General features: G+C 61.9%; 20 protein-coding genes. All 20 read left to right on the forward strand.

From position 1 onward, the window contains the following. The first annotated feature begins 7 nt into the window (after positions 1-7). Entirely contained in the window at positions 8-211 is a 204-nt protein-coding gene (locus tag AC1DNE_RS12055; RefSeq protein ID WP_476766800.1) for a hypothetical protein, read from the forward strand. 261 nt (positions 212-472) lie between these two features. After that, positions 473-1,858, forward strand: coding sequence for an exopolysaccharide biosynthesis polyprenyl glycosylphosphotransferase (locus AC1DNE_RS12060; protein ID WP_441472023.1), 1,386 nt, complete (start codon positions 473-475; stop codon positions 1,856-1,858). Between the two features lie 18 nt (positions 1,859-1,876). Next, entirely contained in the window at positions 1,877-3,223 is a 1,347-nt protein-coding gene (locus AC1DNE_RS12065) for a glycosyltransferase (RefSeq protein ID WP_441472024.1), read from the forward strand. Positions 3,224-3,263: 40 nt separating this feature from the next. Then, the gene (locus AC1DNE_RS12070; protein WP_476766803.1) at positions 3,264-4,277 is read left to right on the forward strand and encodes a glycosyltransferase family 2 protein; all 1,014 of its coding nucleotides are present in this window, start codon (positions 3,264-3,266) and stop codon (positions 4,275-4,277) included. After that, positions 4,274-5,629: an O-antigen ligase family protein gene (locus AC1DNE_RS12075; RefSeq protein ID WP_476766804.1), complete on the forward strand. Its 1,356-nt coding sequence runs from the start codon at positions 4,274-4,276 to the stop codon at positions 5,627-5,629. The genes AC1DNE_RS12070 and AC1DNE_RS12075 overlap by 4 nt, the downstream gene beginning before the upstream one ends. Before the next feature lie 382 nt (positions 5,630-6,011). Further along, positions 6,012-7,583, forward strand: coding sequence for a tyrosine-protein kinase family protein (locus AC1DNE_RS12080; RefSeq protein ID WP_476766805.1), 1,572 nt, complete (start codon positions 6,012-6,014; stop codon positions 7,581-7,583). A 51-nt stretch (positions 7,584-7,634) separates the two neighbouring features. Continuing rightward, a complete protein-coding gene (locus AC1DNE_RS12085; protein WP_476766806.1) occupies positions 7,635-8,531 on the forward strand; it encodes a glycosyltransferase family protein in 897 nt (298 codons plus the stop codon). 2 nt (positions 8,532-8,533) lie between these two features. Next, positions 8,534-9,187, forward strand: coding sequence for a PIG-L deacetylase family protein (locus AC1DNE_RS12090; protein WP_476766807.1), 654 nt, complete (start codon positions 8,534-8,536; stop codon positions 9,185-9,187). A gap of 19 nt (positions 9,188-9,206) precedes the next feature. Continuing rightward, positions 9,207-10,661, forward strand: coding sequence for a lipopolysaccharide biosynthesis protein (locus AC1DNE_RS12095; protein ID WP_476766808.1), 1,455 nt, complete (start codon positions 9,207-9,209; stop codon positions 10,659-10,661). A gap of 184 nt (positions 10,662-10,845) precedes the next feature. Next, the gene (rfbC, locus tag AC1DNE_RS12100) at positions 10,846-11,415 is read left to right on the forward strand and encodes a dTDP-4-dehydrorhamnose 3,5-epimerase (RefSeq protein ID WP_476766809.1); all 570 of its coding nucleotides are present in this window, start codon (positions 10,846-10,848) and stop codon (positions 11,413-11,415) included. Positions 11,416-11,453: 38 nt separating this feature from the next. Beyond that, positions 11,454-12,782: an NAD(P)H-dependent oxidoreductase gene (locus AC1DNE_RS12105; protein ID WP_476766810.1), complete on the forward strand. Its 1,329-nt coding sequence runs from the start codon at positions 11,454-11,456 to the stop codon at positions 12,780-12,782. Positions 12,783-12,878: 96 nt separating this feature from the next. Continuing rightward, a complete protein-coding gene (rfbG, locus tag AC1DNE_RS12110) occupies positions 12,879-14,033 on the forward strand; it encodes a CDP-glucose 4,6-dehydratase (protein WP_441472033.1) in 1,155 nt (384 codons plus the stop codon). A 37-nt stretch (positions 14,034-14,070) separates the two neighbouring features. Beyond that, the gene (locus AC1DNE_RS12115) at positions 14,071-15,411 is read left to right on the forward strand and encodes a protoporphyrinogen/coproporphyrinogen oxidase (protein ID WP_441472034.1); all 1,341 of its coding nucleotides are present in this window, start codon (positions 14,071-14,073) and stop codon (positions 15,409-15,411) included. Next, complete coding sequence (locus AC1DNE_RS12120; protein WP_441472035.1) at positions 15,408-16,862, forward strand: polysaccharide pyruvyl transferase family protein; 1,455 nt, start codon at positions 15,408-15,410, stop codon at positions 16,860-16,862. The genes AC1DNE_RS12115 and AC1DNE_RS12120 overlap by 4 nt, the downstream gene beginning before the upstream one ends. A 1-nt stretch (position 16,863) precedes the next feature. Then, a complete protein-coding gene (locus AC1DNE_RS12125; RefSeq protein WP_441472036.1) occupies positions 16,864-17,898 on the forward strand; it encodes a glycosyltransferase family 2 protein in 1,035 nt (344 codons plus the stop codon). Between the two features lie 783 nt (positions 17,899-18,681). Further along, a complete protein-coding gene (locus AC1DNE_RS12130) occupies positions 18,682-19,467 on the forward strand; it encodes a LuxR C-terminal-related transcriptional regulator (RefSeq protein WP_476766812.1) in 786 nt (261 codons plus the stop codon). Positions 19,468-19,782: 315 nt separating this feature from the next. Then, on the forward strand, positions 19,783-21,000 hold the full coding sequence (locus AC1DNE_RS12135) for an ROK family protein (RefSeq protein WP_476766813.1): 1,218 nt from the start codon (positions 19,783-19,785) through the stop codon (positions 20,998-21,000). Beyond that, on the forward strand, positions 20,997-22,517 hold the full coding sequence (locus AC1DNE_RS12140) for a sugar ABC transporter ATP-binding protein (RefSeq protein WP_476841063.1): 1,521 nt from the start codon (positions 20,997-20,999) through the stop codon (positions 22,515-22,517). The genes AC1DNE_RS12135 and AC1DNE_RS12140 overlap by 4 nt, the downstream gene beginning before the upstream one ends. Next, positions 22,504-23,520 carry an ABC transporter permease gene (locus AC1DNE_RS12145; protein ID WP_476766475.1) on the forward strand — a complete coding sequence of 339 codons (1,017 nt, stop codon included), beginning with the start codon at positions 22,504-22,506 and terminating at the stop codon, positions 23,518-23,520. Before AC1DNE_RS12140 ends, AC1DNE_RS12145 begins: the two co-directional genes overlap by 14 nt. Positions 23,521-23,546: 26 nt before the next feature. Beyond that, on the forward strand, positions 23,547-24,512 hold the full coding sequence (locus AC1DNE_RS12150) for a substrate-binding domain-containing protein (protein ID WP_441472041.1): 966 nt from the start codon (positions 23,547-23,549) through the stop codon (positions 24,510-24,512). Positions 24,513-24,553 lie beyond the last annotated feature (41 nt).

Genomic DNA, 24,553 nt, shown 5'->3' on the forward strand with positions numbered 1-24,553 from the left:
CTGAACTGTGTCTGACGGCATGGACAATCCCTCAGGCAAAAGTCCTCAAGCGAAAGCAATGGCTGAATCACCAGCCGTCGCGGCGGGAGGCCGTCGCGCGTTGCGTTGCACGCCGTCTGAAGAGCTAACGGTCGAAGCCGATGGTTTGTTCGCGGTGAGGGACTTGCCGCTTTTGGGGATGATCTGGTCCATCGCCAAGAAAGCGAAATGATGACGTTGCGTCACTCAGCGAAACGCGACGACCAAAAGCGCAACCCGTTGCGCTTTTGGTCGTCGATTACGCTCACGATCTCGTGCGAAAACCAAACTTCACCGAACGTAAAGAACCCGCGCCTCTCGCCCGCATTGAGCTTCTGCGGGCGTCGAGAGTCTTTGGAAAACTGCGGGAGCGTTTGGCGAGCCAATGTCAACAAATGTTGTTTCTCCCGGAACCCAGCATCATTCCGCAACTGCGCTCAGTCACAGGACGCAGGTGTTTTGGACCGTGGTGGTGGCCTGCCTCGAGATGGTCGTGGTCGTCGCCTGCGCATACGGCGCATTTGTCGCCTATTCGGCGGCTGTTTACGGCGTGATCTTCTTCCGGGCCGAATACGCCCTGGCTTCCGTCGCGGCGGGAGCGCTGTACGTCGCCCTGTGCATTGCCGACAACCAGTACGATCTGCTTGGCCCGGAATGGAACGAGCACAGCCGTTCGCGGGGCGGCGCCGCTATCGGTCTTTCATTCGTCATTCTGCTGACGATCGGCTACGTGACCGACAATCTCGACGATTATTCTCGCGGCACGTTCCTCGCGCAGCTGGTGGCCGCGCTGCTGGGCCAGATCGCCATCAGAGCGGTTCTCTGGCAAGTCATCGATCATGTGCGCCGGCGCGGGCAATGGCGTCGGGAAAGCATGGTCGTATTGATCATGCCCGGCGCACAGGCCGTAGGAGATATTCGCGCGCGGCTGGCGGCACGGCACGAGCATATCCTGCGGTGGTACGACTTTCCCTCTGCGTCCGGGCAGGCCGGTGGGAATGCTTCCTTGGAGGAGCAGCTCTCAGAGATCCGGCGTGAATGCCGGGCGTTGCCTATCGACGCGGTGCTCATTCTGTTCGGCTCGGACAATATGGAGGTTGTCGCCGGTACAGTTGGGGCGCTGTCGGAGCTTCCTGTCCGCATCCAGCTTTTGCCGGTGGAACTGGCCGAGCTCATGCGCCGCAGCCGCATCGGACATTATGGCCAACAGCGGGTGCTCGAATTGTTCTGCGGGCCGTGCTCGTTGCGGGACCGGCTGCTGAAGCGCACTTTCGATATCGTCGTCGCCGCGTCGGCGCTGACGCTTCTGTGGCCGTTGTTCGTTGTCATCGCCACCTTGATCAAGCTCGACTCGCGCGGCCCGGTGCTCTTTCGGCAGACACGTCTTGGCTTCAACAATGAGCCAATTCTGGTTTTGAAGTTCCGAAGCATGACGACTTTGGACGACGCGACCAACGAGTTTCGTCAGGCCGTCCGGAACGATCCGCGCGTGACCCGCATCGGACGGGTGCTGCGGCGGACCAACATCGACGAGCTACCCCAGCTGTTGAACGTTCTCAGGGGTGAGATGTCCATCGTCGGGCCGCGGCCGCATGCCGTCGCGCATAATCACATGTTTGCGGACCAGATCCGCAGGATGTTCCGCCGGCATAACGTCAAGCCGGGCATCACCGGCTGGGCCCAGGTCAATGGCCTTCGGGGCGAAACCGATACGTTCGAGAAGATGCAGAAGCGGATCGAACACGATCTCTACTACGTCGATAACTGGTCATTCTTCTTCGATCTGAAGATCATGGTCCTGACCGTCATATCGAAGCGCGCGTACACCAACGCCTATTGAACGACAAGGGAAGCGTCGATGCGGATCTGTTACTTCGTGTCCGAATATCCCGCGGTCTCGCACACTTTCATTCGGCGGGAGATCGTCGAGCTCGAGCGGAACGGGATTTCGGTTCTCCGTGTTTCGCTTCGAAATAATGGCCGCAAGCTGGTCGATCCGGACGATGTCCGCGAGAGGGAGCGCACGCGCTATATCTTCGACGGCAACCTCGCCAAGTTTGCTGCGGCCTTTGCCGACGCCTTGGTGCAAAGGCCAAAAGCGCTGGCGAAAACCACCTGGGCTGCATTGAAAATGATGCGGCGCTCAAGTCGCCCGGCGCCGCTCCACCTGGCCTATCTTGCCGAAGCGCTGGTCCTTGCGCGGTGGGTGATGCAGGAGAACATCCAGCACGTCCATGCGCATTTTGGAACGAATGGCGCGGAAGTCGCCATGCTCTGCCATATTCTGACCGGTGTGCCGTACAGTTTCACCGTGCATGGTCCGGACGAGTTCGACAGGCCCGAGTATCTGGGCTTGCCCGCCAAAGTGAAGCATGCCGCGTTCGTCTGTGTCGTGAGTTCGTTTACTGGAAGCCAGCTCTGCCGTTGGATCCCTCCGGAGGAGTGGGCGAAGATCAAGCTGGTGCGCTGCGGACTGGACTCCGATTTCCTGAGCACGCAGCCGCTCAAGATCGTTCCCAAATCTCAGCTCGTGACCGTTGGCCGCCTGAGCGAACAGAAGGGGCAACTGGTTTTGCTCCATGCCCTTGCCGTTCTCGCGCGTGAAGGCGTGCCGTTCAGGCTGACCATGGTCGGAGACGGCCCGCTGCGGCCGCAACTGGAGCGAAGCATCCGGGAGCTCGGGCTGGAACAGCAGGTCGTGCTGGCGGGCTGGATGAGCAACGCCCAGGTGCGCGCCGCCATACGGGAGGCAAGGGCGCTGGTCCTGCCGAGTTTCGCCGAGGGGTTGCCGGTCGTCCTGATGGAAGCGCTGGCGCTCGGCCGCCCGGTCATCACGACCTATGTCGCAGGCATTCCGGAGTTGGTTACGGACCAGGCCTGCGGCTGGCTCGTTCCGGCAGGAAACATCGATCAGCTCGCAGGCGCCATCAGACAATGCCTGGATACGCCCGACACTGTCGTGAAGGCCATGGGCGCCACAGGGCGAAAGCGTGTGCTGGAGCAGCACGACATCGTCCAGGAATGCCGGAGGTTGGCCGCTCTCTTCAGGGCGGAGGGCCTGGAGATGCCGACTCCTATCGACGGGGCCGAGCAGGTCGAAGAGCCCGCGACCGCTTATGAGACAGCGGTCGCCGATGGCCAGGGAGCGAGAGCGGACAACGTGGTCACGCTTAGGCCCGGCCACTCCGCCTGGGCGAATGGGTGATCAAGCGGTGGTGTGCATGAAACGGACGAGGAGCGCCTGAGTGGTTGATGTCACCGTCATCGTTCCGACGCATAATCGCCGGCACATGCTGCCTCAGGCAGTCCATTCCATCCTGCGCCAGCACAGCGTCTCGATTGAACTCGTCGTGGTCAACGATGGCTCGACCGACGAGACACGCCCCTGGCTCGATCGCCTCGCTGCAGCGGATCCGCGGGTCACGGTCGTGCACCACGCGCAGCCGCGCTTCATATCGGGCGCGCGGAACGCCGGCCTTGCTCGCGCCAGCGGGCGATGGGTGGCCTTCTGCGACGATGACGATCTGTGGGCGCCGGACAAGTTGGCGACGCAGCTTGCCGCATTGCGCGCCGGTTCGGCGCGGTGGGGGTGTACGGGTGTCGCGGTTGTCGACGAGAACCTGCAAATCATCGGTCACCACCACGTCGAGGGTGGAGACGTGCTGGCGGGCCTGCTTGAAAGCAACCGAATCCCGACGGGATCGACGGTGATCGCCGAACGCGATCTTGTCCGGGAGGTCGGAGGCTTCGACACCGCGCTGCGCGGCTCCGAGGATTGGGATCTCTGGATCAGGCTGGCCCAGCATTCGCAGCTGGCGGCCGTCGACCGGCCCTTGATCGCTTATCGCCTGGGCCGGCAATCGCTGTCGATGAACATCAATCCCATGCGGACGGGGCGTCTGGTCATCGCCGAGCGATACGCGGTACTGGCGGCGGCCTATGGCGTCAGCTCGGATGAGGCGGGGCACGAGCGCTATCTCGCCAGGCAGCTTCTGCGAGGGGGGGCGCGGTGGCGGGCCGCATCCATTTTCACGGCGCTTGCGTTCAGGCACGGCAAATGGCGGGAGCTGCCGCGCGTGGCCGCCGCGCTGATCGCGCCGCAGACGACGGATCGGGTCGGACAGGCTCGGGCCGCCGCCGCCGTTCCGGTCTCCTGGCGTCAGGAGGTCGAGCTCTGGCTGCAACCGATCCGTGATGCCAGCCAGGTGAGCGCGGAGCGTCCTCAAGCATGGATCGGCGCCAGGGAGCGGGAAGCATGAAACCGACATCCGGCTCGGTCGGCGCTGTCCATGGCGGCACGCTTCAGGGCGACGGGGATCGCGTCTGGCAGACGGCCTCTGTGCGAGCAGCCAACAATGAAGCGATCTGGAGATTCCTGCGTGCTGCGGTGTTCGGCGTTCTGCTGATCCGGGCCTCTTCCGACCCGATCTTCAATCTGCTGGCAGGAGACGCCGGCGCCTCGTCTATGGGCGTGGGCGCCCTCTTCAACGTGCTCGTGATCGCGCTTGCAATCGTCTTTCTCGCGCGGGAGCCGTTGAGGGCGCCATTTCCTGTCTTGGCGCTATGGGGGCCGTTCCTTCTGATCGCCTTTGGCTCGACACTTTATGCGCCGGATTTCACGGCCGCGGCGCGCCTTGCTTTCGTGCTGGTATCCTATTGGGCGTTCTTCGCGATTCCGTTCTTCATCTTGCGGTCTTCCCGCGATGTCTCCCTGTTCGTCCTCGTGGTGATCGGATCGTCCATCCCACCCACGCTTTACGCCTTCGTCGACATTGCGCGCGGGCTGTCCGATCTGACCGAATTCCGCCTGCAGAGCACGTTCTCGCATCCGAACATCTATGCCTTCTATCTCGTGCTGGTGCTGGGGCTGTCGCTTTACGTCAGAGCATCGCGGATCATTCGCGTGAGCCCGCGCATCTACATGCTGGTTACGCTCTACATCCCGCTCCTGACCGCATTTCTGATGCTCACCAAAACGCGCAGCGCCTGGGGGGTCTGCGGGCTCATGTTTCTGGTGTATGCGCTCAAGATCGACCGCCGTTTCCTCGCTGGCCTTCTGCTGGTGCCGGTGCTGTTCGTCGCATATCCGAGCCTGATGGACCGGTTGACGGATGTCACCGCAGCAACAGAGGTGGACAACTTCGCGCAGCTCAACGAAAGCAACCGGCTGAATTCCTACGTCTGGCGGCAGGCGCTGTGGGAATCCGCCATTCCGCAGGCGCTGGAAAGGCCTCTCCTGGGTCATGGCCTGGAGTCGTTCAAGCCGGCGACGCCTGGCTTCTTTCCGCTGATTGGCCCCCAAGGCATCGACGGCCATAATTTCTATCTGCAGATGAGCTTCGAACTCGGGCTTCTTGGCCTTCTTGCATTCGCTTGGCTCATCGGTTGGGTGGCCTATCGCCTGGTGAGGGGGCTGCCGCGCGATCCGCCCGGACTTCTGGTCATGTTGTGTGTCCTGATGACCTATGTGCTCGAGTCCTATTCGGACAACATGCACTTCTATCTGTCCTTCAATTGGTACTTCTGGTTTGTCATGGGCACGATCTATGCCTGGATCCGCCGGGAAGAAATGCTTGCGGCGCCCGGTAGAAGTCGTCGGAAGGTCATATAGCGGCTGGAAAGCACCCCTGCGGCGGGCAGTGATCGGACGAAAGCCGCCAGCCGATTTCGCTGCCGAACGATCTCGCTTCGGCCGCAGGCTCCGGCCCATCCGCACCTGACCGACCGGCCCGGCCTCTGCCTTTCATCTTCCCCTGTCCGTCAGGCGTTTCAATGCAGTTCTGAAGCATGCGCCGCAGGAACGGGGGCTGACCGTCCGGCGTTTGCTCTATGAATGCCACTGCAGGCGGACGGCGCCGGGTGGGGGGAAGGGCAGGCGCTAAAGTTACCGTCGCATCACGACGCGACCGCGCCGGCAGGGTGTTTCTCCTCATCTGCAAATCTGTCGAGCCGAACCGGCATCGGAACCGAGGCCCTCTTTTCGATTGAGCCCCATGCTGGACAAGAGCAGCTACCCACCGGTCACAGATAGCACGGAGAGGTCCGACTACCGGATCGATACGCGGCCGCGGCCGTCGTTCGGTCTGGGAAGTCTCCGGAGCCGCAAGCGGCTGCTGGGTATCGGTGCCTTGCTCTGTCTGGCGATCGCCGGCTTCTATGTCGGATCCCGCTCGACGACATACACCGCCTCCAGCCAGGTGCTCGTCTACATCAGGCAGGTCCTGACCGGGCCCGATATGGCGGTCCTGCCAGGCCGGGCCGATCTCCCGATGGTTCAGAACCAGATGGAGCTTCTTCGGTCCGGCAACGTGCTGGTCAAGGTCATCGACGAACTGCAACTGACCAAGGACCCTGAATTTGCGGCCGACGGCCGGGCGCCGTCCGAGCCGCAAAAGGCCGATACCGCGCAGTCTTCGGCGGCCGCTGGCCAGAACGGCTCGGCCTATGGCGCAGCGCTGAAAGCGATGAACAGCAAACTCGGTGTTCGCCAGGTCGGAACGAGCCATATGATCACGGTGAGTTTCAAAGCCTCGGACCCAGAGAAGGCCGCTCGCATCGTCAACAGCGTGATCCGTATTTATTTGCAGGAGCGCGGACGGGCGTCGGATGCGGCCTCGTCGAAGGCGCCAACGCTACGCGAGCTCTATCAAAGCCTTGGCCCGAGCGCTCAGGTGGTTTCGGAAGCGGAGCCGCCGGTCAAGGCAGACGGACCGCCGGCGATATTGATCCTTGCTGCCGCGGCGTTGTTCGGCCTGGGCGCGGCCGCCGCCGCCGCCATCCTGCTCGACGTGATCAACGATACGATCCGCAGCGCACAACAGATGGAATACGTCCTCGATCTGGAGTGCCTGGGGGTCGTGCCCCGTTTCCAGAGCCTCGGTTCATCGGGCGAGGACACCGCCGCCCGGCATCTGCTCGCATCCGAAGCCCAGGTGTTGCGACGCGTGGCTGCCACGTTGCAGGACACCTCCCTGCGCGGACCGCGGACGATCGGTGTGACGTCGACCTTGCCGGGTGAGGGGGCTACGACGCTTGCCATCGGTCTGGCGAAGATGGCGGCAGCCTCTGGAAAGCGTGTCCTGCTGATCGACGCCGTACCGGAAAACCCCTCTGTCTCGCGCTGGGTTGCGAGCCTCTCGCGCTCTCCGCTCGGTTCTGGAGCAGATCAGGAGACCGAAGTGCTCGGCTGCATCGTCAAGGCGCAGGCAGGGCTGCATGTCCTCCCGCTGGCCGAACGGCCCGAGGGACGGCTCCGTCCAATGCGGCGCGACTTGCTGGACGACATCCTGAGAGCCGCGGAAGGCTCCTATGACCTGGTGATCGTCGACATGCCGTCGCTCGTCGCTGGCCCCGAGGTGCGAGCCGCCGCCCAGTCGCTGGATGGCTTCCTGCTCGTCGTGAAATGGGGAGCGACGGAATCCGAGCTTGTCCGGCAGGCTTTTCAATCCACCGGTCAGGCCCGGCCTAAATTTATCGGCACGGTCCTCAACATGGCCGATGAAGCGACGATGAAACGTTATGGATACAGGCGGCCTGAAGAAATGAAGGTCGTTACCGCTTCCTGAGATAAGAAAAATCGGGCCACGGTCCGCGGGCATTTACGGAAGGAGAGTATCATGAAGGTCGTACTCTTTTGCGGTGGTGCCGGCATGCGGCTCCGGGGCTATGTGGATGATGTGCCGAAGCCGATGGTGCAAATCGGCTCGCGCCCCATTCTCTGGCATCTGATGAAGTACTACGCCCATTTCGGTCACAAGGACTTCATTCTCTGCCTGGGCCACAAGGGCTATGCCATCAAGGACTATTTCCTGAAGTATGACGAGTCGATCTCGAACGACTTCGTCTGGTCCCGCGGCGGCCAGAAGATCGACTTCATCAATCGCGATAGCGACGACTGGACGATCACCTTCGTGGAGACCGGCCTGCACGCGACGATCGGTGAACGCCTGAAGGCCGTGCAGCCCTATCTGCGCGGCGAAGAGTATTTCCTCGCGAACTACGGCGATGGCCTCAGCGATCTGCACCTGCCGACGATGATCGAGGAGATGCAGCAGAGCAGCGCAGTTGGCTCCCTGCTTCTCGTCCAGCCGACGGCGAGCTTCGATATCGTCAGGACCGCGCCGGACGGCAAGATCGCCGAGGTGTCGGCGCTGAGCCATTCGGACATCTGGATCAACGGCGGCTTCTTCGTCTTCCGGAACGAAATCTTCGACTACATCAATCCCGGCGACGAGCTGGTGCGGGAGCCGTTCGCGCGGCTCATCCAGCAACAAGCCTTGTTGGCGCATAAGTGCACCGGCTTCTGGCAGTGCATGGACACCTTCAAGGACAAGCAGCGCCTCGAGGAACTCAATGACACCAATCCGCCGTGGAAGGTGTGGAAGGACTGCGCCGCGGTGCCATACCCCGCGATGACGCAGGTCGCTCCCGCGATGCCGCAAGCGGCTCCCGTGATGCCGCAAGGGGCTCCCGCCATGCCGCAAGCGGCTCCCACGATGACGCAGGTGGCGTGACCATGCTTCGCCTGAAGCCGGATGGCGGCGGTGCTGCCCCTTTGCAGGTCCTGTGCCTGGGCTGCCACTCCGACGACATTGAGATCGGTTGCGGCGGAACAGTGCTGCAGCTCGCAGCGGAGCGCCCGGACGCGGTGTTCCATTGGGTTGTCTTCAGCGCGAACGGGGTTCGCGCATCGGAAGCGGAAAACGGGGCGCGACAATTCGTCGACCCCGCCCGCATGAAGCGGGTCGTCCTGAAGGACTTTCAGGATGGCTACATGCCTTTCGCTGGAGCCGACATCAAGAATGTCTTCGAAGAGCTCAAGCGAGAGGTGTCGCCGGACATCATCTTCACGCACAACCGTCACGATTCGCATCAGGACCACCGGCTGATCGCCGAGCTGACTTGGAACACGTTTCGCAGTCACCTGATCCTGGAATACGAGATTCCGAAGTATGACGGTGATCTCGGGCAGCCGATCGTCTTCAATGCTCTTTCAGACGATGTCTGCGAAAAGAAAGTCGATCTGATCCTCAATACCTTCAAGTCCCAAAGCAACAAGCATTGGTTTGACCGCTCGACCTTCATGGCACTGATGCGGCTGCGCGGAATGGAATGCAACGCGCCCAGCGGATATGCCGAGGCATTCTATGCCCGGAAGCTGATGCTCTGAACCGGCAATCGAGAACGTCATGCACGATTTGAAGAACAAGACCGTTCGCGCCGGACTTATCAATGTCGGCTCGCGCGGACTCGGCTTCACGGTTCGTATCGGTGCGCTCATGGTTCTCGGGCGATTGCTGACGCCGGACGATTACGGGCTCGTCACCATGGTGACAGCCTTCACGGGCGTGCTGAACATGTTCGGCTGCTTCGGCCTGTTTCAGGCCGCCATCCAGCGCGACACGCTGAGCGAAGACGAGTCGTCGTCGCTGTTTTGGCTGAATCTGACATTTGGCGCGGCGCTCACGCTGACGGCCATCGTCGCTGCGCCCCTGGTCAGCGCGTTTTATCGCGAGCCGCGTTTGCTGGCGATCATGGATGTGATCGCCTTCACCTTCGTCATCACGGCGGCGGGCGTTCAACACGGCGTGCTGCTTCAGCGTCGCATGGCATTCGGGACGTCGGCGAAGATCGAGATCAGCTCGCTCCTGATCGCGACAGCTGTGTCGATCGGGATGGCGGTGAGCGGCTATGGTTATTGGGCGATCGTCTCGATGACCATCACCCTGCCGCTGGCAACGACCATCGGGCTGTGGTTGTCGAGCGGCTGGATCCCCGGCCGGCCGCGGATCGTCGCCGGGCTCCGCTCCATGTTGCGGTTCGGTGTCGGCACAACGTTGATCGGATTTTTGTCCTATATCACCAACAACATCGACAAGCTTCTGCTCGGCCGCGTATGGGGCACGGAGGCGACCGGCCTCTACAGCCGGAGCTTCTACCTGATCAATTTCCCGACCGAGAATCTGAACTCCACCATCGGAGAGGTCGCGTTTGCCGCGCTGTCGCGGACCAAGGGCGATCCCGATCGTTTCCGGCGCTACTTCCTGAAGGGCTATTCGCTGGTGGTGACGCTGACGTTGCCTCTGACGATCGTCTGTACGCTCTTCGCCGATGATCTGATCATCGTCATCCTCGGACCGAAATGGACGAGTGCCGTTGAGATATTCAGGATTCTCGCGCCGACGATCATGGTGTTCGCGATTTCCAGTCCGCTCGGCTGGCTGCTCAATGCGCTCGGCATGGTCAAGCGCGGTGTGCATATCGGGTTGTTCTCTGCCCCGCTCATGATCACGGGCGTGCTGATCGGGCTTCCCTACGGTCCACGCGGTGTCGCAATGGCATATTCCGCGGTCATGGTGCTCAAGGTGATCCCGATCACCATCTGGGCGCTGTACGGCACCGGGGTTCGATACCGCGAGTTCGTCGGGGCACTGGCGAGCCCGCTGGCCGCAAGCCTGGTCGCGGGAGCGATCGCCTATGTGGTGCATGGACTCGCCGCGCCGGCGCTGTCGCCGGTGTTGCGTCTCATGCTGGATGTCGGCTCGTTCGGCGCAGCCTATGTCGCAGCCCTGCTTCTCATCGCAGGTGAGAAGGCGCTGTATCTCGACCTCTTTCGCGATGCGAGAGCCACGCCCTCCGTCTGATGCAGCTGCGAAATCCGCCTGATTGACCGCCCGTCAAGACGGACTCCGGCATGCCGGGCGGGCGCGGTCGCGAAACTCTCTGATCCATAAAGCAAATCTCTGGCCCGGCGTAGTTCTGCGCCGGAACTCCGGCAATATGACCGGCATTATTCTTGTATAGGAGCCTGAATTCCAGAGGTGGCGGATGCACTTCGCGAAGACAAGTGTCGATGGGGCGATGGTAATCGACCCCGCTCCGTACGCCGATAGCCGCGGGCGTTTCATGCGCGCCTGGTGCCTCAAGGAATTCGCCGATCAGGGCATGGCGTTCGAGCCTGTCCAGGCGAATATGGGGCTCAGCACGAAGCGCGGGACGGTCCGGGGCATGCACTTCCAGGAAGCGCCTGCCCGAGAGGCCAAGTTGGTGCGCTGCACGCGGGGGGCGATATTCGACGTCGTCCTGGATCTGCGGCCGGAATCGTCGAGCTACGGCGCCTGGTACGGCGTGGTGCTGAGCGGCGACAACGGACGCATGCTCTATCTGCCGGAGGGCTGCGCACATGGATACCAGACGCTCGAGGCGGATACCGAGATGCACTACATGACCTCGGCCTTCTATGCGCCGGCCGCCGTCAGGGGCGTGCGCTTCGACGATCCGGCCTTCGGCATCGTGTGGCCCTTGGAAGTGACCGAAATTTCAGAGCAGGACCGCAACTGGCCGCCGGCAATACCTGTGCCCAGCCATGTCGCATCTGCTCCGTACGTGACCGTGTGATTGCTTTTGCTGGCGTGATCGGATGGGGGGACCAGGCTATGGCTGTCGATACCGTTTTGCGGGAGCGCGAGGCTGCGGGGCACCCGATCCGCGTGGGAATGGTCGGAGCGGGAGCTACCGGCCGCGCGATCGCTCTCCAGCTTGGCACTCCGGTGCCGGGAATGCGCCTCGTCGCAATCGCTAACCGGACCGTCGCGAATGCTGAACGGGCCTTCCGCGAAGCGAACATTCAGGGCTGGAGCCGCGTCTCGTCGGCGCTGGAGGCTGAGCGGTCCATTGCTGGCGGGACGCCGGTTCTGACGGACGATCCGAGCGTGCTGACCGCGTGCAAGGCCATCGACATCATCCTCGAGGTCACCGGGACGGTCGAGGCCGGTGCGTCGGTGGTTCTCGACGCGATCGCGCATCGCAAGCATGTGGTGATGGTCAATGCCGAGCTCGACTCGTTGATTGGCCCCATTCTGAACGAGCGCGCCCGCGAAGCCGGCGTGGTGCTCACCAACACGGATGGCGATGAACCAGGCGTTGCCATGACGCTGCTGCGCTATCTGCGGACGCTCGGGCTGCGGCCGGTTGCCGCCGGCAACATCAAGGGAATGGTCGACTACTATCGGAACCCCGACACGCAGCGGGCCTTCGCCGAAAAGAACGATCAGGATGCCCGCAAGGTCACCTCGTTCGCCGATGCCACGAAGCTGTCGATGGAAACGACGGTGCTGGCCAATGCGACCGGTTTCCGCGTCGGTCGCCGCGGGATGTTCGGACCGGCCTGCAAGGACGTTCGGGAGATCGGAGAACGCCTGCCCGCGGACGCGATGCTTGAGACGGGGCTGGTGGACTATGCTCTGGGCGCGGCGCCCCACACCGGCGCCTTTGTCGTCGTGCACGAAGAGTCGCCGCTGAAGAAGGCTCAGCTCGCCTACTACAAGCTCGGCGAGGGGCCGTTCTACGTCTTCTACACACCGTTCCATCTGCCGCATCTTCAGATCGCCTCGACCATCGGGCGCGCGGTCATCCAGCACGATCCGACCGTGGCGCCGCTGGCGGGACCGGTCTGCGAGGTCGTCACGGTCGCAAAGCGCGATCTGAAGGCCGGCGAACGCCTCGACGGCATCGGCGGGTTCTGCGCATACGGCCTGATCGAGAACGCCGTCGATGCGCGCGCGGCAGACGCGCTGCCGATCGGTCTGTCCGAAAACTGCATTTTGCGGCGCGACCGGAAGAAGGACGACGTCGTCTCGTTCGACGATGTCATCCTGCCGGCAGGGCGCCGGGCCGATGTGCTCTGGCGCGAGCAGCAGCTGCGGTGGCCGATGCGCGAAGTGGAAGCTTCGCCGCATCGTGTCCTCGTCGCGGCGGCCTCGTGACCGGGCAAGTCGCTGCGCGAACAGTCTCACCGGCGCGGAGTTCGGAAGCGCTCAGGAATAACCGGATAACCTTTTTACCGCGGGGCTAGGTCAGTCATGCTGAACCGTTCTTTCTGGCAGAACCGCAAAGTGTTCGTCACCGGACATACGGGCTTCAAGGGCAGCTGGCTGTCGTTGTGGCTGGATGCGCTGGGGGCGGACGTCACGGGCTACGCGCTCGAGCCGCCGTCCGAGCCGAGCCTCTTCGAGCAGGCGAGGGTCGGCGAATGCGTGCGCTCGATCCGTGGCGACGTTCGGGACTACGCCCATCTCAAATCCGCGCTCGCCGAATGCAAGCCCGATGTCGTCATCCACATGGCGGCCCAATCCGTGGTTCGCTACGGCTACGAAGAACCGGTCGAGACCTATGCGACGAACGTCATGGGTACGGTCCATTTGCTGGAGGCGGTGCGCCAGCTCAAGCGTCCGTGCGTCGTCGTCAATGTCACCAGCGACAAATGCTATGAGAACCAGGAATGGGTCTGGGGCTATCGCGAGAGCGACCCGATGGGTGGTCACGACCCGTATTCCAATTCCAAGGGCTGCGCGGAGCTGGTGAACAGCGCCTATCGCGACTCGTATTTCTCGCCGGATACCCTGTCCAAACATGGCGTCGCGCTGGCGAGCGTCCGCGCCGGAAATGCCATCGGAGGCGGCGACTGGACAGCCAACCAGCTCATCCCGGATCTTGTCCGAGCCTTTCTGGGTCGCCGGCCCTGCCGCATCCGCAGCCCCTCGGCAATCAGGCCGTGGCAGTTCGTCATGATGCCGCTCCACGGCTACCTGCTGCTGTGCGAGAGGCTTGCCGAGGACGGAGCCCGCTACGCGTCGGGCTGGAATTTCGGGCCGTTGGAGACGGATGCCAAGCCGGTGTCCTGGATCGTCGACAAGCTCGTGACGCTATGGGGCGAGGGGGCTTCCTGGACGCTCGACGCAGCGGCACATCCCGCCGAAGCGCAGCTGCTGCGCCTTGATACCGCCAAGGCGAGGGCAGCTCTCGACTGGCACCCGGTTCTCCAGCTCGACCAGAGCCTGGCCTGGATCGTCGAATGGTATCACGCGTTTCAGGCGGGGCAGGATCTCCAATCCCTCACGCGCCGGCAGATCGAGCGCTACGAATATCTGCTGCAGGACTATGCCGCCCAGAACGCTCACGCTGCGCGACCGAAAGCAGCCGCTCCGATGCCTATGCTCCCGATGGCCGAAGGTTGACACCGCAACAGCGCGGCAACCCAAAGGACGTGCATCAATGCCAAACGTCGTCGTGCTTGGAACTGGAATGGCCGGCCTCGGTGCAGCACACCGACTCCGGGAAGAAGGCATCACGCCGATCATGTACGACAAGAATTCGTACTATGGCGGCCATACGATGTCGTTTCGTCACGAGCCCGGTTTCGTCTTCGATATCGGACCGCATATTTCCTTCACGAAGGACGAACGCATTCAGGAGCTGTTCGCCGACAGTGTCGACCAGCTCTATGAAACCATCCAGATCAATCTGAACAACTACTGGCGGGGCTACTGGCCGCAACATCCTGTCCAGCTCCACCTGCATGGCCTTCCGGAAGATGTGATCGTGAAGGTGATCGCGGACTTCGTGGAGGAACGGCAAAAACCTGACGGGGCGATCAACAACTATAACGACTGGCTGGTGGCCAGCTTCGGATCGACTTTCGCCGAGCTCTTCCCGAAACAGTATACGCGCAAGTATCATCTCACCACAGCCGAGAACATGAGCACCGATTGGCTGGGGCCGCGTATCTACCGGCCGACGCTGGAAGAAGTGCTTCGCGGCGCGATTTCGGCGTCGTCGCCGAACATTCATTACATCACGCATTTCCGCTATCCGAAGCAGGGCGGATTCGTATCCTATCTGCAGAAATTCGTGCCGTTCGGAAGTATCCAGCTGAATCACGAGCTGGTGTCCGTCAATCCGCAGACGCGCGTGCTCGAATTCTCGAACGGCGTGCGGACGGAATACGACGCCCTGATTTCGTCCGTACCGCTTCCCGACCTCATTCGCATGATCGAGGGGGCGCCGAGCGACGTCCTGGAAGCATCGCGCAAGCTTGCCTGCTCGTCATGCGTTCTGGTCAATATCGGCGTGGATCGTGAGGACATCTCCAGCGCGCATATGTCGTATTTCTACGACGAAGACATTTGCTTCACGCGGCTCGGCTTCCCTCACATGCTTTCCGAGAACAATGCCCCGAAGGGTATGGGGAGCATTCAGGCGGAGATCTATTTCTCTGACAAATACAAGCCATTCACTGGGAAGCCTGACGACTGGGTGCAGCCGGTCATCGACGATCTCCGCCGATGCGGTCTGCTGCGCGACAGCGACCAGGTCGTGTTCAGCACGGCGATGTATCTGCCTTATGCCAACATAATATTCGACCTCGATCGCGCCGCAGCCCTCAAGACGGTCCACGGTTATCTCGATGATATCGGGATCTCATACTGCGGTCGCTATGGCGACTGGGGCTACATGTGGACCGACGAAAGCTTCAAAAGCGGGGAGGCCGCGGCAGCGGCGGCGCTATCGAGATTTGCGGCGTTTCGTGTTCAGCAGCGAGTGCGTTCTGCATGAGCGACAAGATCGACATCTATGTTCGCGCCGCCGAGGCCGTCGATCGACCCTGGTCCGGGCAGCAGGAGAGCTGCGCCAAATCCGCGGATGCAGCGATCCAGAAGCCCAACCGCATCGGGCTTTTGGCGCATTGCGGCACGGGCAATCTGGGCGATGAGGCTTCCATAGCCGCGGTGCTCGATAACATCACGCGCAGGTCCCCCGAGGTCTCCGTCGTCGGCCTCTCGATGGATCCGGCAGACACCACGCGCCGGCACGGAATCCCCTGTGTCGCGATGCGCCAAAGCGTTTTCCCGTTCCAGCAGGAATGGTCATCGGCGTTGCCTCCTGCTGATCCCGGCAGGTTTGCGAGCAGGCTGAAGGCCGCTGCCAAGAAGGCCGGGCCCCTGTTTCTCGTGGCCAAGACAATGAAGGACGTGCTGATCACACGACCCGCTCAATTCATTCGCGAGATCCTGTTTCTAGGGCGTTCGCTTCTTTTTGTCAGCGAACTCGATATGATCATCATCTGCGGAGGAGGGCAGCTCCTCGATTGGGGCGGCCCCTGGGCGTTTCCCTATACGCTGTTCAAATGGATACTTCTCGCCAAGTGCTTGAACGTCAAATGCGTTTTCCTGAACAGCGGTGCAGGTCCGCTGGATTCCTCGCTTAGCCGTTGGTTCGTCAGGCGCACGCTCGACATGGCCGATTATGTGTCTCTGCGAGATCAGGCATCGGGCAAGCTGCTCCGCAAGATCGGCTTCCGGGGCAAGATGAAGGTTGTCGCGGACGCGGTATGGGGGCTTCGGCTGCCTGACCCGCCGGCGACGAAGCCGATCGAGTTGGGAGAAGAGCGCGTGATCGGCATTGGGCCGATGGCCTACGGCGACTCCTCCCGGCATTGGGTCAACGACAATCAAGGCTATCGGCACCTGATCGATAACCTGGTCGAATTTTGCGGCCGAATGCTGGCGCGAGGCTATCGGATCAAGCTCTTCAGCAGCGACATCTGGTTCGATTCCCAGGCGATTGCAGATCTTGATGCGGCGATCCGCAAGAATTGCCCGACCTTGGCGTCGGATCGTGTTACGCGAGAACCTGTCGAAAACATCAACGACATGTTTGCGGCGCTCTCGCATGTGGATTTTTACGTGACATGCCGCTTTCACGGCGTGATATTTGCGTCGTTGTCGAACGTGCCGCCTATCGCTTTGGCGCCGCATCCCAAGGTTACCACTTTGATGGAAAGCTTGGGCTTGGCAGAGTACTGCGTCGAAATTTCCCGATCCGATGCGGAAGGGCTGACGGCTATGGCCGATCGCCTGATAGCCAATATGGACGAGGTCAAGGCTCGTATCGGCAGTCGCGCCGAGCAATTTCGATCGCAGTTAAATCTGCAGTTCGATAATTTGCTCCTGGAAAGCAAAGAAAACTACGCCGAGGGAACGACTTATTCTCAAGAGGGGGCCTAAGATGAACACGAAAGCTGGTCCGCTGGTTAGCGTTGTGACGCCTGTATACAATGGCGGAGAGTTTTTTCGGGAGTGTATCGAAAGCGTCTTGTCTCAGACCTACGAGAACTTCGAATACATCATTCTCAACAATGCCAGCACCGATGGGACGCTCGACATTGCTGAGGAGTATCGTCGGCGGGACAGCCGCATTCGTGTTGTCAGCAATGAAACTCTGTTGCCGATTATAGCAAACCATAACAAGGCGTTTGGCCTGATTTCCGCAGACAGCAAGTATTGCAAAGTGGTCTCGGGTGACGACTGGATCTACCCGGAGTGCCTTGAAAAGATGGTCGGTGTCGCCGAGGAGAATCCGTCGGTAGGGATCGTCGGCGCCTATCAACTGAGCGGTGCCAAAGACATCTGGTACGTTCGGAACGTTGGGTTGCCGTATTCGCAAACCGTGGTTTCGGGTCGAGATATCTGTCGCGCTCACCTGCTCGGGGCGCAGAGAGTGCTGGGAAACCCGACCTCGGTTCTGTATCGGTCAGATCTGATGCGGAATACTGACGAGTTCTTTCCAAATCCGACCCAGGAAGCGGATATCAGTGCCTGCTTGAAGCATCTGCGATATGCGGATTTCGGCTTTGTGCATCAGGTTCTTGCGCACGAGCGAATTCACTACCAGAGGGCAACGACCTCCTCTCTCGAATTCAATGCCTATGTCTCGGCAGAAATCAGCGACTGCCAAGAGTATGGCGACTGGTACTTGACCAAGCGTGAGCGTGAAGAGCGCGTCGGAGAGCTGTTGGATCAGTACTATTCTTATCTTTCTGCCAGTGCTTTCAAATTTAAGGACAAGAAATTCTGGGATTACCATGCGGAGCGCTTGCGAGAGCTTGGGTATCAATTTGATGGGCGTAAGCTTTCTGTCGGTATCGCGGCAAAGGCATTCGATTTGATCCTGAATCCGAAGGAAACGTTCCGGATGCTAAGTGGACGAATTCGTCTGCATTATATGCTGAGAGGTGCGCGCGCGACATCGAAAGGGGGATGACACTCGACCTTGAGGGTGGGCTCAATCTGGCCCGGAGCTCGCTCCGGGCGAGAAAGTTGAGTGTGAAGCACGCCCGGCGCTGCTTCATGGAATCTCGGGCGGGCGGTGTGTTGGGAAACCACGCTGGGCAATTTACGAGATTCTTGGTGGTCGGCATGTTCGGTCGGCGGCCATGTCGCAGATTGAAGAGCCGATTTCGATCGCGCGGAGCGGCATTTTTCTTACGCCCGGGGCCGGATGAGCTTGCAGCTGTCTATGTTGCGGCGACACTGAGCTATCGGCTCAGAGACAGGACTCTAACGCGGGGGACGGTCTGTCATTCATATTTTAGGTTAATCCGCCGCTCTTCAGAATTTAATCGATAAAAAACAATTCGCTATTCGACATTCGATGCGGCATGACGCAAGGGCATCGTCAGTGCGAAGCCTTGGTGCGAGAGTTAATGATTTGCTAATTGGCTTGCCGGCCGTGCGAATTTTAGCTAATAATAAGTTCTGCCGATGCCGACCGTTCGACTCCACGTCGAGCTGATGACTGACACGTTACGGGCATTTCACTGGCTGAAAGTTTCCCTAACGATCTGAGGCGATTAAAAGGCCGATCGAATATCGACCGTCGAAAGTTTGCGTCGATGAGTATTTATTCGTCGAATATTAGCAAGATGGATTTCGGTAGAATATAATCTTGCAATTTCGATATATAAAGATTTCCGCTGACGACTAAAGCCGATGCCTGGCCTACCTAGAGGGGATATGAGTTTTCCTGATGGTTCAGGAGGGACGAATGAGGGAGAGTAAAGCGTATGGTATCGTCCTCATCGGAAAATACTCCCTGATGAAAGAGGGCATTGCCCGGGTTTTACTGGAGAAGAATTTTCGCATCCTTTCCTCGGCGTCCTATGAAGAGCAATTGGCGAGCAAGATTCGTGCCCAGAGGCTCATGTTTCTCATCGCTCACACCAGCGATGACTTCGACCTCGCGGTAGCGGAAATCGAGCTTGTAAAGGACCAGCATCCGGACGTGCCGATCGCTGTTGTCACGGATCACTACGAGCCGAACGAGCCAGCTTTGGCATTCAAGGCCGGGGCCAGCGGCTACCTCGCCAACGTCATTTCCTGCGACTCCTTCGTCAAGTCGATTGAACTGGTGATGCTGGGTGAGACGGTGTTCCCCCCGACGTTCCCGTCATCGACGTCCTCCGTCAAAAAAAATCGCCGCCCTAAAGCCGTCCCCGTTCCCGTCGACGACGAGCCGGTTTTGCCATGCTCTCCACCGGAGAGCGCGGGCGCACCGCTGCTTTCTCCGCGGGAAATGGCGATCTTGCGTTGTCTGATCGAAGGGGACGCCAACAAGTCGATCGCGCGAAAGATCGATATCGCCGAGGCGACCGTAAAGGTCCACGTCAAAGCCATCCTGCGCAAGATCCGGGTTCAGAACCGAACACAGGCTGCGATTTGGGGAATGAACAACGCATTGCAGCTGCAGCCGGCGAACAACAATTCCCAGTTCTCGTCCGCAGATGCGGACAAAACGCTCTTGAAGTCCGCCGTCAGCGTCTATCAAGTCTGATGAGTTCATCAGGTCGCCGCCTCCTCCCTCAGGCGTGGTGAAGGCTTCCGCCTTCGATCGGGCCGGTCCGGCGATCATGTCCGCTTCGCGATCTCTCGATGCTGAGACGGCTCGGTTCATCTACCCCGTTGCGGGGCTCGTCGAGCATTTCGGCTGCGCCAGCACGAGCAGCCCGGCAAGGTCGTCCCCGGGCCCCGCAAGCCCGGGCGATGCCTTCCGTTTCTCTTTTGCCGTAATCTGGCCGAAGTTCGGTCTTGAGCATCCGCGGCAGCTTTCCTAGCCTGTTCGGCAATCGGTCGCGACAAGATCGAATGGATGGGGAGGACGGTCATAGCCTTGCCCTGGCACAGGTTGAGCCCGGATGAGCTCGCGCTGCTCGAAGCGACCTTCTGGTCCGGGGGCGTTGCGCGCTATGCGTTGGCCGACACGCTGCAGTTCTCGCGCAGCAAGACCAATGCGCTCGCAGCTGGACTGCTTGATCAGGGCCTGCTCGACGAGGCCGGGGTCCAGCATTCAACCGGCGGGCGCCGCCCCGAGACGCTGCGGGTCAATGGCCGGATCGGCATCCTCGTCGGGGTCGACATCGGCGCGACCAGCCTCGACGTGGCTCTGCTCCAGCCGGACCTTTCGATCATCGCGCGCCATTCGCAGGAGGCCGATGTCGGAGCCGGGCCGGGCCCGATCATGGCTCGGCTGCGCAGCCTGCTGCCCGCGATGCTCGCGCAGAACGGCATCGAGCCGGACCGTGTTCTCGCCATCGGCATCGGAGTGCCCGGCCCGGTCAACTTCGCCATTGGCCAGCTCGTCAATCCGCCGCTGATGCCGGGCTGGGACAGCTACGCGATCCGCGACGACCTCGGCGAGATCACCGATGCCCCGGTCTTCGTCGACAACGACGTGAATCTGATGGCGCTCGGGGTGCTCTGGCGGCAGCGCAAGCAGATCGACAATTTCCTCGTCATCAAGGTCGGCACCGGCATCGGCTGCGGCATCGTCTGCCATGGCGAACTCTATCGCGGCTCGACCGGTTCAGCCGGCGACATCGGCCATATCTGCGCCGATCCAGAGGGGCCGCTCTGCCGCTGCGGCAATCGCGGCTGTGTCGAAGCCATGGCTGCGGCGCCCGCGATCGTGGCGATGGGCACGGAGGCTGCACGGAGCGGACGCAGCCCGGCGCTTGCGGCGAAGCTCGCCGGAAAGGGCAGGGTGGAAGCGATCGATGTCGGCGCGGCCTGCCGCGCCGGTGATGCGGAGGCCGATGCGATCGTGCGCCGCTCCGGCCGGCTGATCGGCCAGGTGCTGGCGGCGCTCGTCAATTTCTACAACCCGTCCCACATCTTTATCGGCGGCGGCGTCGCAGCGATTGGCCCGATGTTTCTTGCCGCCATCCGCCAGAGCGTGAACCAGCGTTCGCTCGCCCTCTCGACCCGGCATCTCGAAATCACTGCCGCCCCGCTCGGCTCCGAGACGGGGTTGATCGGCGCCGGCGTGCTCGCGATGCGCGAGGCCCTGCGCAGCGGGAGCCCGGCATGAGCGGAACGCGGCAGGAGCGGGCGGGTCTCTCGGTCGCCTTTGACGGCATCGTCAAGCGCTTTGGTCCGGTCCAGGTCCTGCACGGCGTCTCCTTCGCGCTCGAGCCCGGCCGTGTCTACGGATTGCTCGGCGAGAACGGCGCCGGCAAGTCGACGCTGATGAAGATACTCGCCGGCTACGAGCAGCCGAGCGAAGGCCGGGTGGTGGTCGACGGAGAACCCGTTCCCTTCTCCGGTTCCCGCGATGCCGAGGCGCGCGGCATCGTGCTGATCCACCAGGAATTCAACCTGGCCGAGGATCTGACGATCGCCGGGAACATCTTTCTTGGCCATGAGCGCCGCAAGGGCTGGTTCCTCGACGAACGCGTCATGCGCCGCGAAGCTGAAGCTGCACTCGCGGAGGTCGGTCTTGCCCGCGACCCGGACGAACCGGTGCGCCACCTGATCGTCGCCGAGAAGCAACTGGTCGAGATCGCCAAGGCGCTCTCGCGCGAGGCACGCCTCCTCATCATGGACGAGCCGACCGCGACGCTGACGCCATCGGAGGTGGCGCGCCTTTTCGGGCTGATCGAGCGGATGAAGGCGCAAGGCGTCACCATCGTCTACATCTCGCATAAGCTCGACGAGGTCGAGCGCATCACCGACGAGGTGGTGGTGATGCGTGACGGCAGGCTGGTCGGCCGCGCGCCCACCGCCTCCCTGACCCGCCACGACATGGCGACGATGATGGTGGGCCGCGCGATCTCCGATCTCTTTCCCGACAAGATCGAACCGGACGCCTCGACCGCGCCGGCACTGCAGGTCGATGCCTTCACGGTACCCGGCTGGGCGCAGGATATTTCCTTTGCGGTGCGGCCGGGCGAGATTCTCGGCTTTGCGGGGCTGGTCGGGGCTGGCCGCACCGAGCTGTTCGAAGGCATCATGGGGCTGAGGGCCGGCCGCGGCGCGATCCGGCTTGGCGGCAAGGCGATCACGCTGCGCTCGCCGCGCGACGCTGCCCGCAACGGGCTCACCTATCTGAGCGAGGATCGCAAGGGAAAGGGGCTGCACGTCGCCTTTCCGCTGCGTCCGAACCTGACCCTCATGGCATTGGAGCGTTACGCCAAACCCTGGCTCGACCAGGGCGCCGAGCGCGAGGCGCTGAAGACGGCTGTCGCCGAATTTGGTATCCGTACCGGGTCGCTGGAGGCGCGCGCAGGCTCCCTTTCGGGCGGCAATCAGCAGAAGCTGGCGCTCGCCAAGGTGCTCCACCCGCAGCCGAAAGTGCTGGTGCTCGACGAGCCGACGCGCGGTGTCGATGTCGGCGCCAAGCGTGAAATCTACTTCCTGATCCAGAAGTTGGCGGCACAGGGGCTCGCTGTCGTCGTCATCTCCTCGGAGCTGATCGAGCTGATCGGGCTAGCCCATCGCGTCGCGATCATGCGCGAGGGACGGTTGGTGACGACCGTGACCGGCGACGAGATGACGGAAGAGACGATGATCGCCTACGCAACGGGAGCGCGCCATGTCGCAGCCTGAGACCTTGCAGGCCGGACCCGCAGCAGCGCGTCGCGAGGCGGGAACGCCGCTGGCCGAGCGCATCGCCAGCATCGGCCCTATCGTCGGCCTTATCCTGCTCTGCGGCCTGGGCGCGCTGCTCAACGGCGACTTCGCCACGCTGGACAACGGCCTCAACGTGCTGACCCGCACCGCCTTCATCGGCATCATCGCGGTGGGGATGTGCTTCGTCATCATCCTCGGCGGCATCGATCTTTCAGTCGGTTCCATGGCGGCGCTGATCGCCGGCTGCGTCATCATGTTCATCAACTGGGCGGCAGGCGCGCTGGGCTCGCCTCTGCTCGCGGTCTTCTGCGGGGCTGGGCTCGCCGTGCTGCTCGGCGCGGCCTTCGGCCTGATCCATGGCGTGCTGATCGCCAAGGGGCGCATCGAGCCGTTCATCGTCACGCTGGGCACGCTCGGCATCTTCCGCGCCTACCTGACCTATTTCGCCGATGGCGGCGCGCTTACGCTGGAGAACAGCCTCGCAGACATCTACGCACCGGTCTATTATGGCAGCCTCGCCGGCGTGCCCGTACCCGTCATCGTCTTCCTGCTGGTCGCCGTCATCGGCGCGCTGATCCTGAACAAGACGCCCTTTGGCCGCCACGTCCAGGCCATCGGCTCCAACGAGATGGTCGCGCGCTATGCGGCTGTCGATGTCGAGCGGGTGAAGATCCTCACCTACATGCTGCTCGGCATCTGCGTCGGCATCGCCACGCTGCTCTATGTGCCGCGTCTCGGCTCGGCATCGCCGACCACCGGCCTGCTCTGGGAGCTGGAGGCCATCGCCTCGGTCATCGTCGGCGGCGCCGCGCTCAAGGGCGGGCAGGGCAGCATCACCGGCACGGTCATCGGCGCGATCCTGCTCTCTGTGATCAGCAACATCCTCAACCTGACGAGCCTGATCAGCGTCTATCTCAATGCCGCCGTGCAGGGCTTCGTCATCATCACCGTCGCGTTTTTGCAGAAAGGCCGCCGCTGAAGGCGAGCCGGATAGGGAGAGAAGCGATGTCCACGCAGACCAGACGCAGCCTCTTGCTCGCCGCCACGGCAGCGGGCCTCGCTTTCGCGGCGAGCGGTGCCGCCGCCGAGCCCGTCAATCTCGGTGTCTCGATCCCCGCCGCGACCCACAGCTTCATGGGCGGCATCAACTACTGGGCGAACCAGGCGAAGAAGGATCTGGAGGCCAAGCACAAGGACCTCAAGATCACGATCCGCACGGCGGCCAACGCGACCGAGCAGGCGAACCAGCTTCAGGACCTGAGCACGGTCAACAAGATCAATGCGCTCGTCGTCTTCCCCTTCGAGTCGGCGGCGCTGACGCGGCCGGTCGCCAATGTGAAGGCGAAGGGCGCCTATGTGACGGTCGTCGACCGCGGCCTCACCGATACCTCCGCCCAGGACGCCTATGTCGCGGGTGACAACACCGCCTTCGGCAAGATCCCGGCCGAGTACATCGCCAAGACGCTGAACGGGAAGGGCACGGTCGTCGCGTTGCGCGGCATTCCGACCACGCTCGACACCGAGCGCATGGACGCCTTCAACGGCGTATTGAAGGGCCATCCCGACATCAAGCTGCTCGACGCCAAGTTCGCCAACTGGAACCGCGACGACGCCTACAAGGTCACGCAGGACTTCCTGACGCGCTTCAAGGACATCGACGCCTTCTGGGCCGCGGATGACGACATGGCCTTCGGCGCGATCCGCGCCATCGACCAGGCCAACCGCAAGGATATCAAGATCATCTTCGGCGGGGCCGGCGCCAAGGACATGGTCAAGGTCATCCTCGACAACAAGGACCCGCGCATCCAGGCCAATGTCAGCTATTCGCCGAAGTTCATCTACGACGCGATCAAGCTGACGGCCGAGGCGCGGCTGAAGGGCGAGAAGCTGCCGGCGACCACGATTATCCCCTCGGTGCTGATCGACAAGAGCAACGCCAAGGACTTCTACTTCCCCGACTCGCCGTTCTGAAGGCGTTTCGGATCTCTTCCCGGCCGCTCCGTTTCCGGGGC

It is taken from the genome of Allobosea sp. 05L423 (assembly GCF_056397745.1).

Bases quoted from the DNA above. Each gene is read 5' to 3' on its own strand.
- rfbC (WP_476766809.1), top strand. From the start codon at position 10,846: ATGCACTTCGCGAAGACAAGTGTCGATGGGGCGATGGTAATCGACCCC.
- AC1DNE_RS12075 (WP_476766804.1), top strand. From the start codon at position 4,274: ATGAAACCGACATCCGGCTCGGTCGGCGCTGTCCATGGCGGCACGCTT.
- AC1DNE_RS12095 (WP_476766808.1), top strand. From the start codon at position 9,207: ATGCACGATTTGAAGAACAAGACCGTTCGCGCCGGACTTATCAATGTC.
- AC1DNE_RS12065 (WP_441472024.1), top strand. From the start codon at position 1,877: ATGCGGATCTGTTACTTCGTGTCCGAATATCCCGCGGTCTCGCACACT.
- AC1DNE_RS12130 (WP_476766812.1), top strand. From the start codon at position 18,682: ATGAGGGAGAGTAAAGCGTATGGTATCGTCCTCATCGGAAAATACTCC.
- AC1DNE_RS12080 (WP_476766805.1), top strand. From the start codon at position 6,012: ATGCTGGACAAGAGCAGCTACCCACCGGTCACAGATAGCACGGAGAGG.
- AC1DNE_RS12120 (WP_441472035.1), top strand. From the start codon at position 15,408: ATGAGCGACAAGATCGACATCTATGTTCGCGCCGCCGAGGCCGTCGAT.
- AC1DNE_RS12085 (WP_476766806.1), top strand. From the start codon at position 7,635: ATGAAGGTCGTACTCTTTTGCGGTGGTGCCGGCATGCGGCTCCGGGGC.
- AC1DNE_RS12135 (WP_476766813.1), top strand. From the start codon at position 19,783: ATGGGGAGGACGGTCATAGCCTTGCCCTGGCACAGGTTGAGCCCGGAT.
- AC1DNE_RS12115 (WP_441472034.1), top strand. From the start codon at position 14,071: ATGCCAAACGTCGTCGTGCTTGGAACTGGAATGGCCGGCCTCGGTGCA.
- AC1DNE_RS12090 (WP_476766807.1), top strand. From the start codon at position 8,534: ATGCTTCGCCTGAAGCCGGATGGCGGCGGTGCTGCCCCTTTGCAGGTC.
- AC1DNE_RS12145 (WP_476766475.1), top strand. From the start codon at position 22,504: ATGTCGCAGCCTGAGACCTTGCAGGCCGGACCCGCAGCAGCGCGTCGC.
- AC1DNE_RS12140 (WP_476841063.1), top strand. From the start codon at position 20,997: ATGAGCGGAACGCGGCAGGAGCGGGCGGGTCTCTCGGTCGCCTTTGAC.
- AC1DNE_RS12125 (WP_441472036.1), top strand. From the start codon at position 16,864: ATGAACACGAAAGCTGGTCCGCTGGTTAGCGTTGTGACGCCTGTATAC.
- AC1DNE_RS12105 (WP_476766810.1), top strand. From the start codon at position 11,454: ATGGCTGTCGATACCGTTTTGCGGGAGCGCGAGGCTGCGGGGCACCCG.
- AC1DNE_RS12150 (WP_441472041.1), top strand. From the start codon at position 23,547: ATGTCCACGCAGACCAGACGCAGCCTCTTGCTCGCCGCCACGGCAGCG.
- rfbG (WP_441472033.1), top strand. From the start codon at position 12,879: ATGCTGAACCGTTCTTTCTGGCAGAACCGCAAAGTGTTCGTCACCGGA.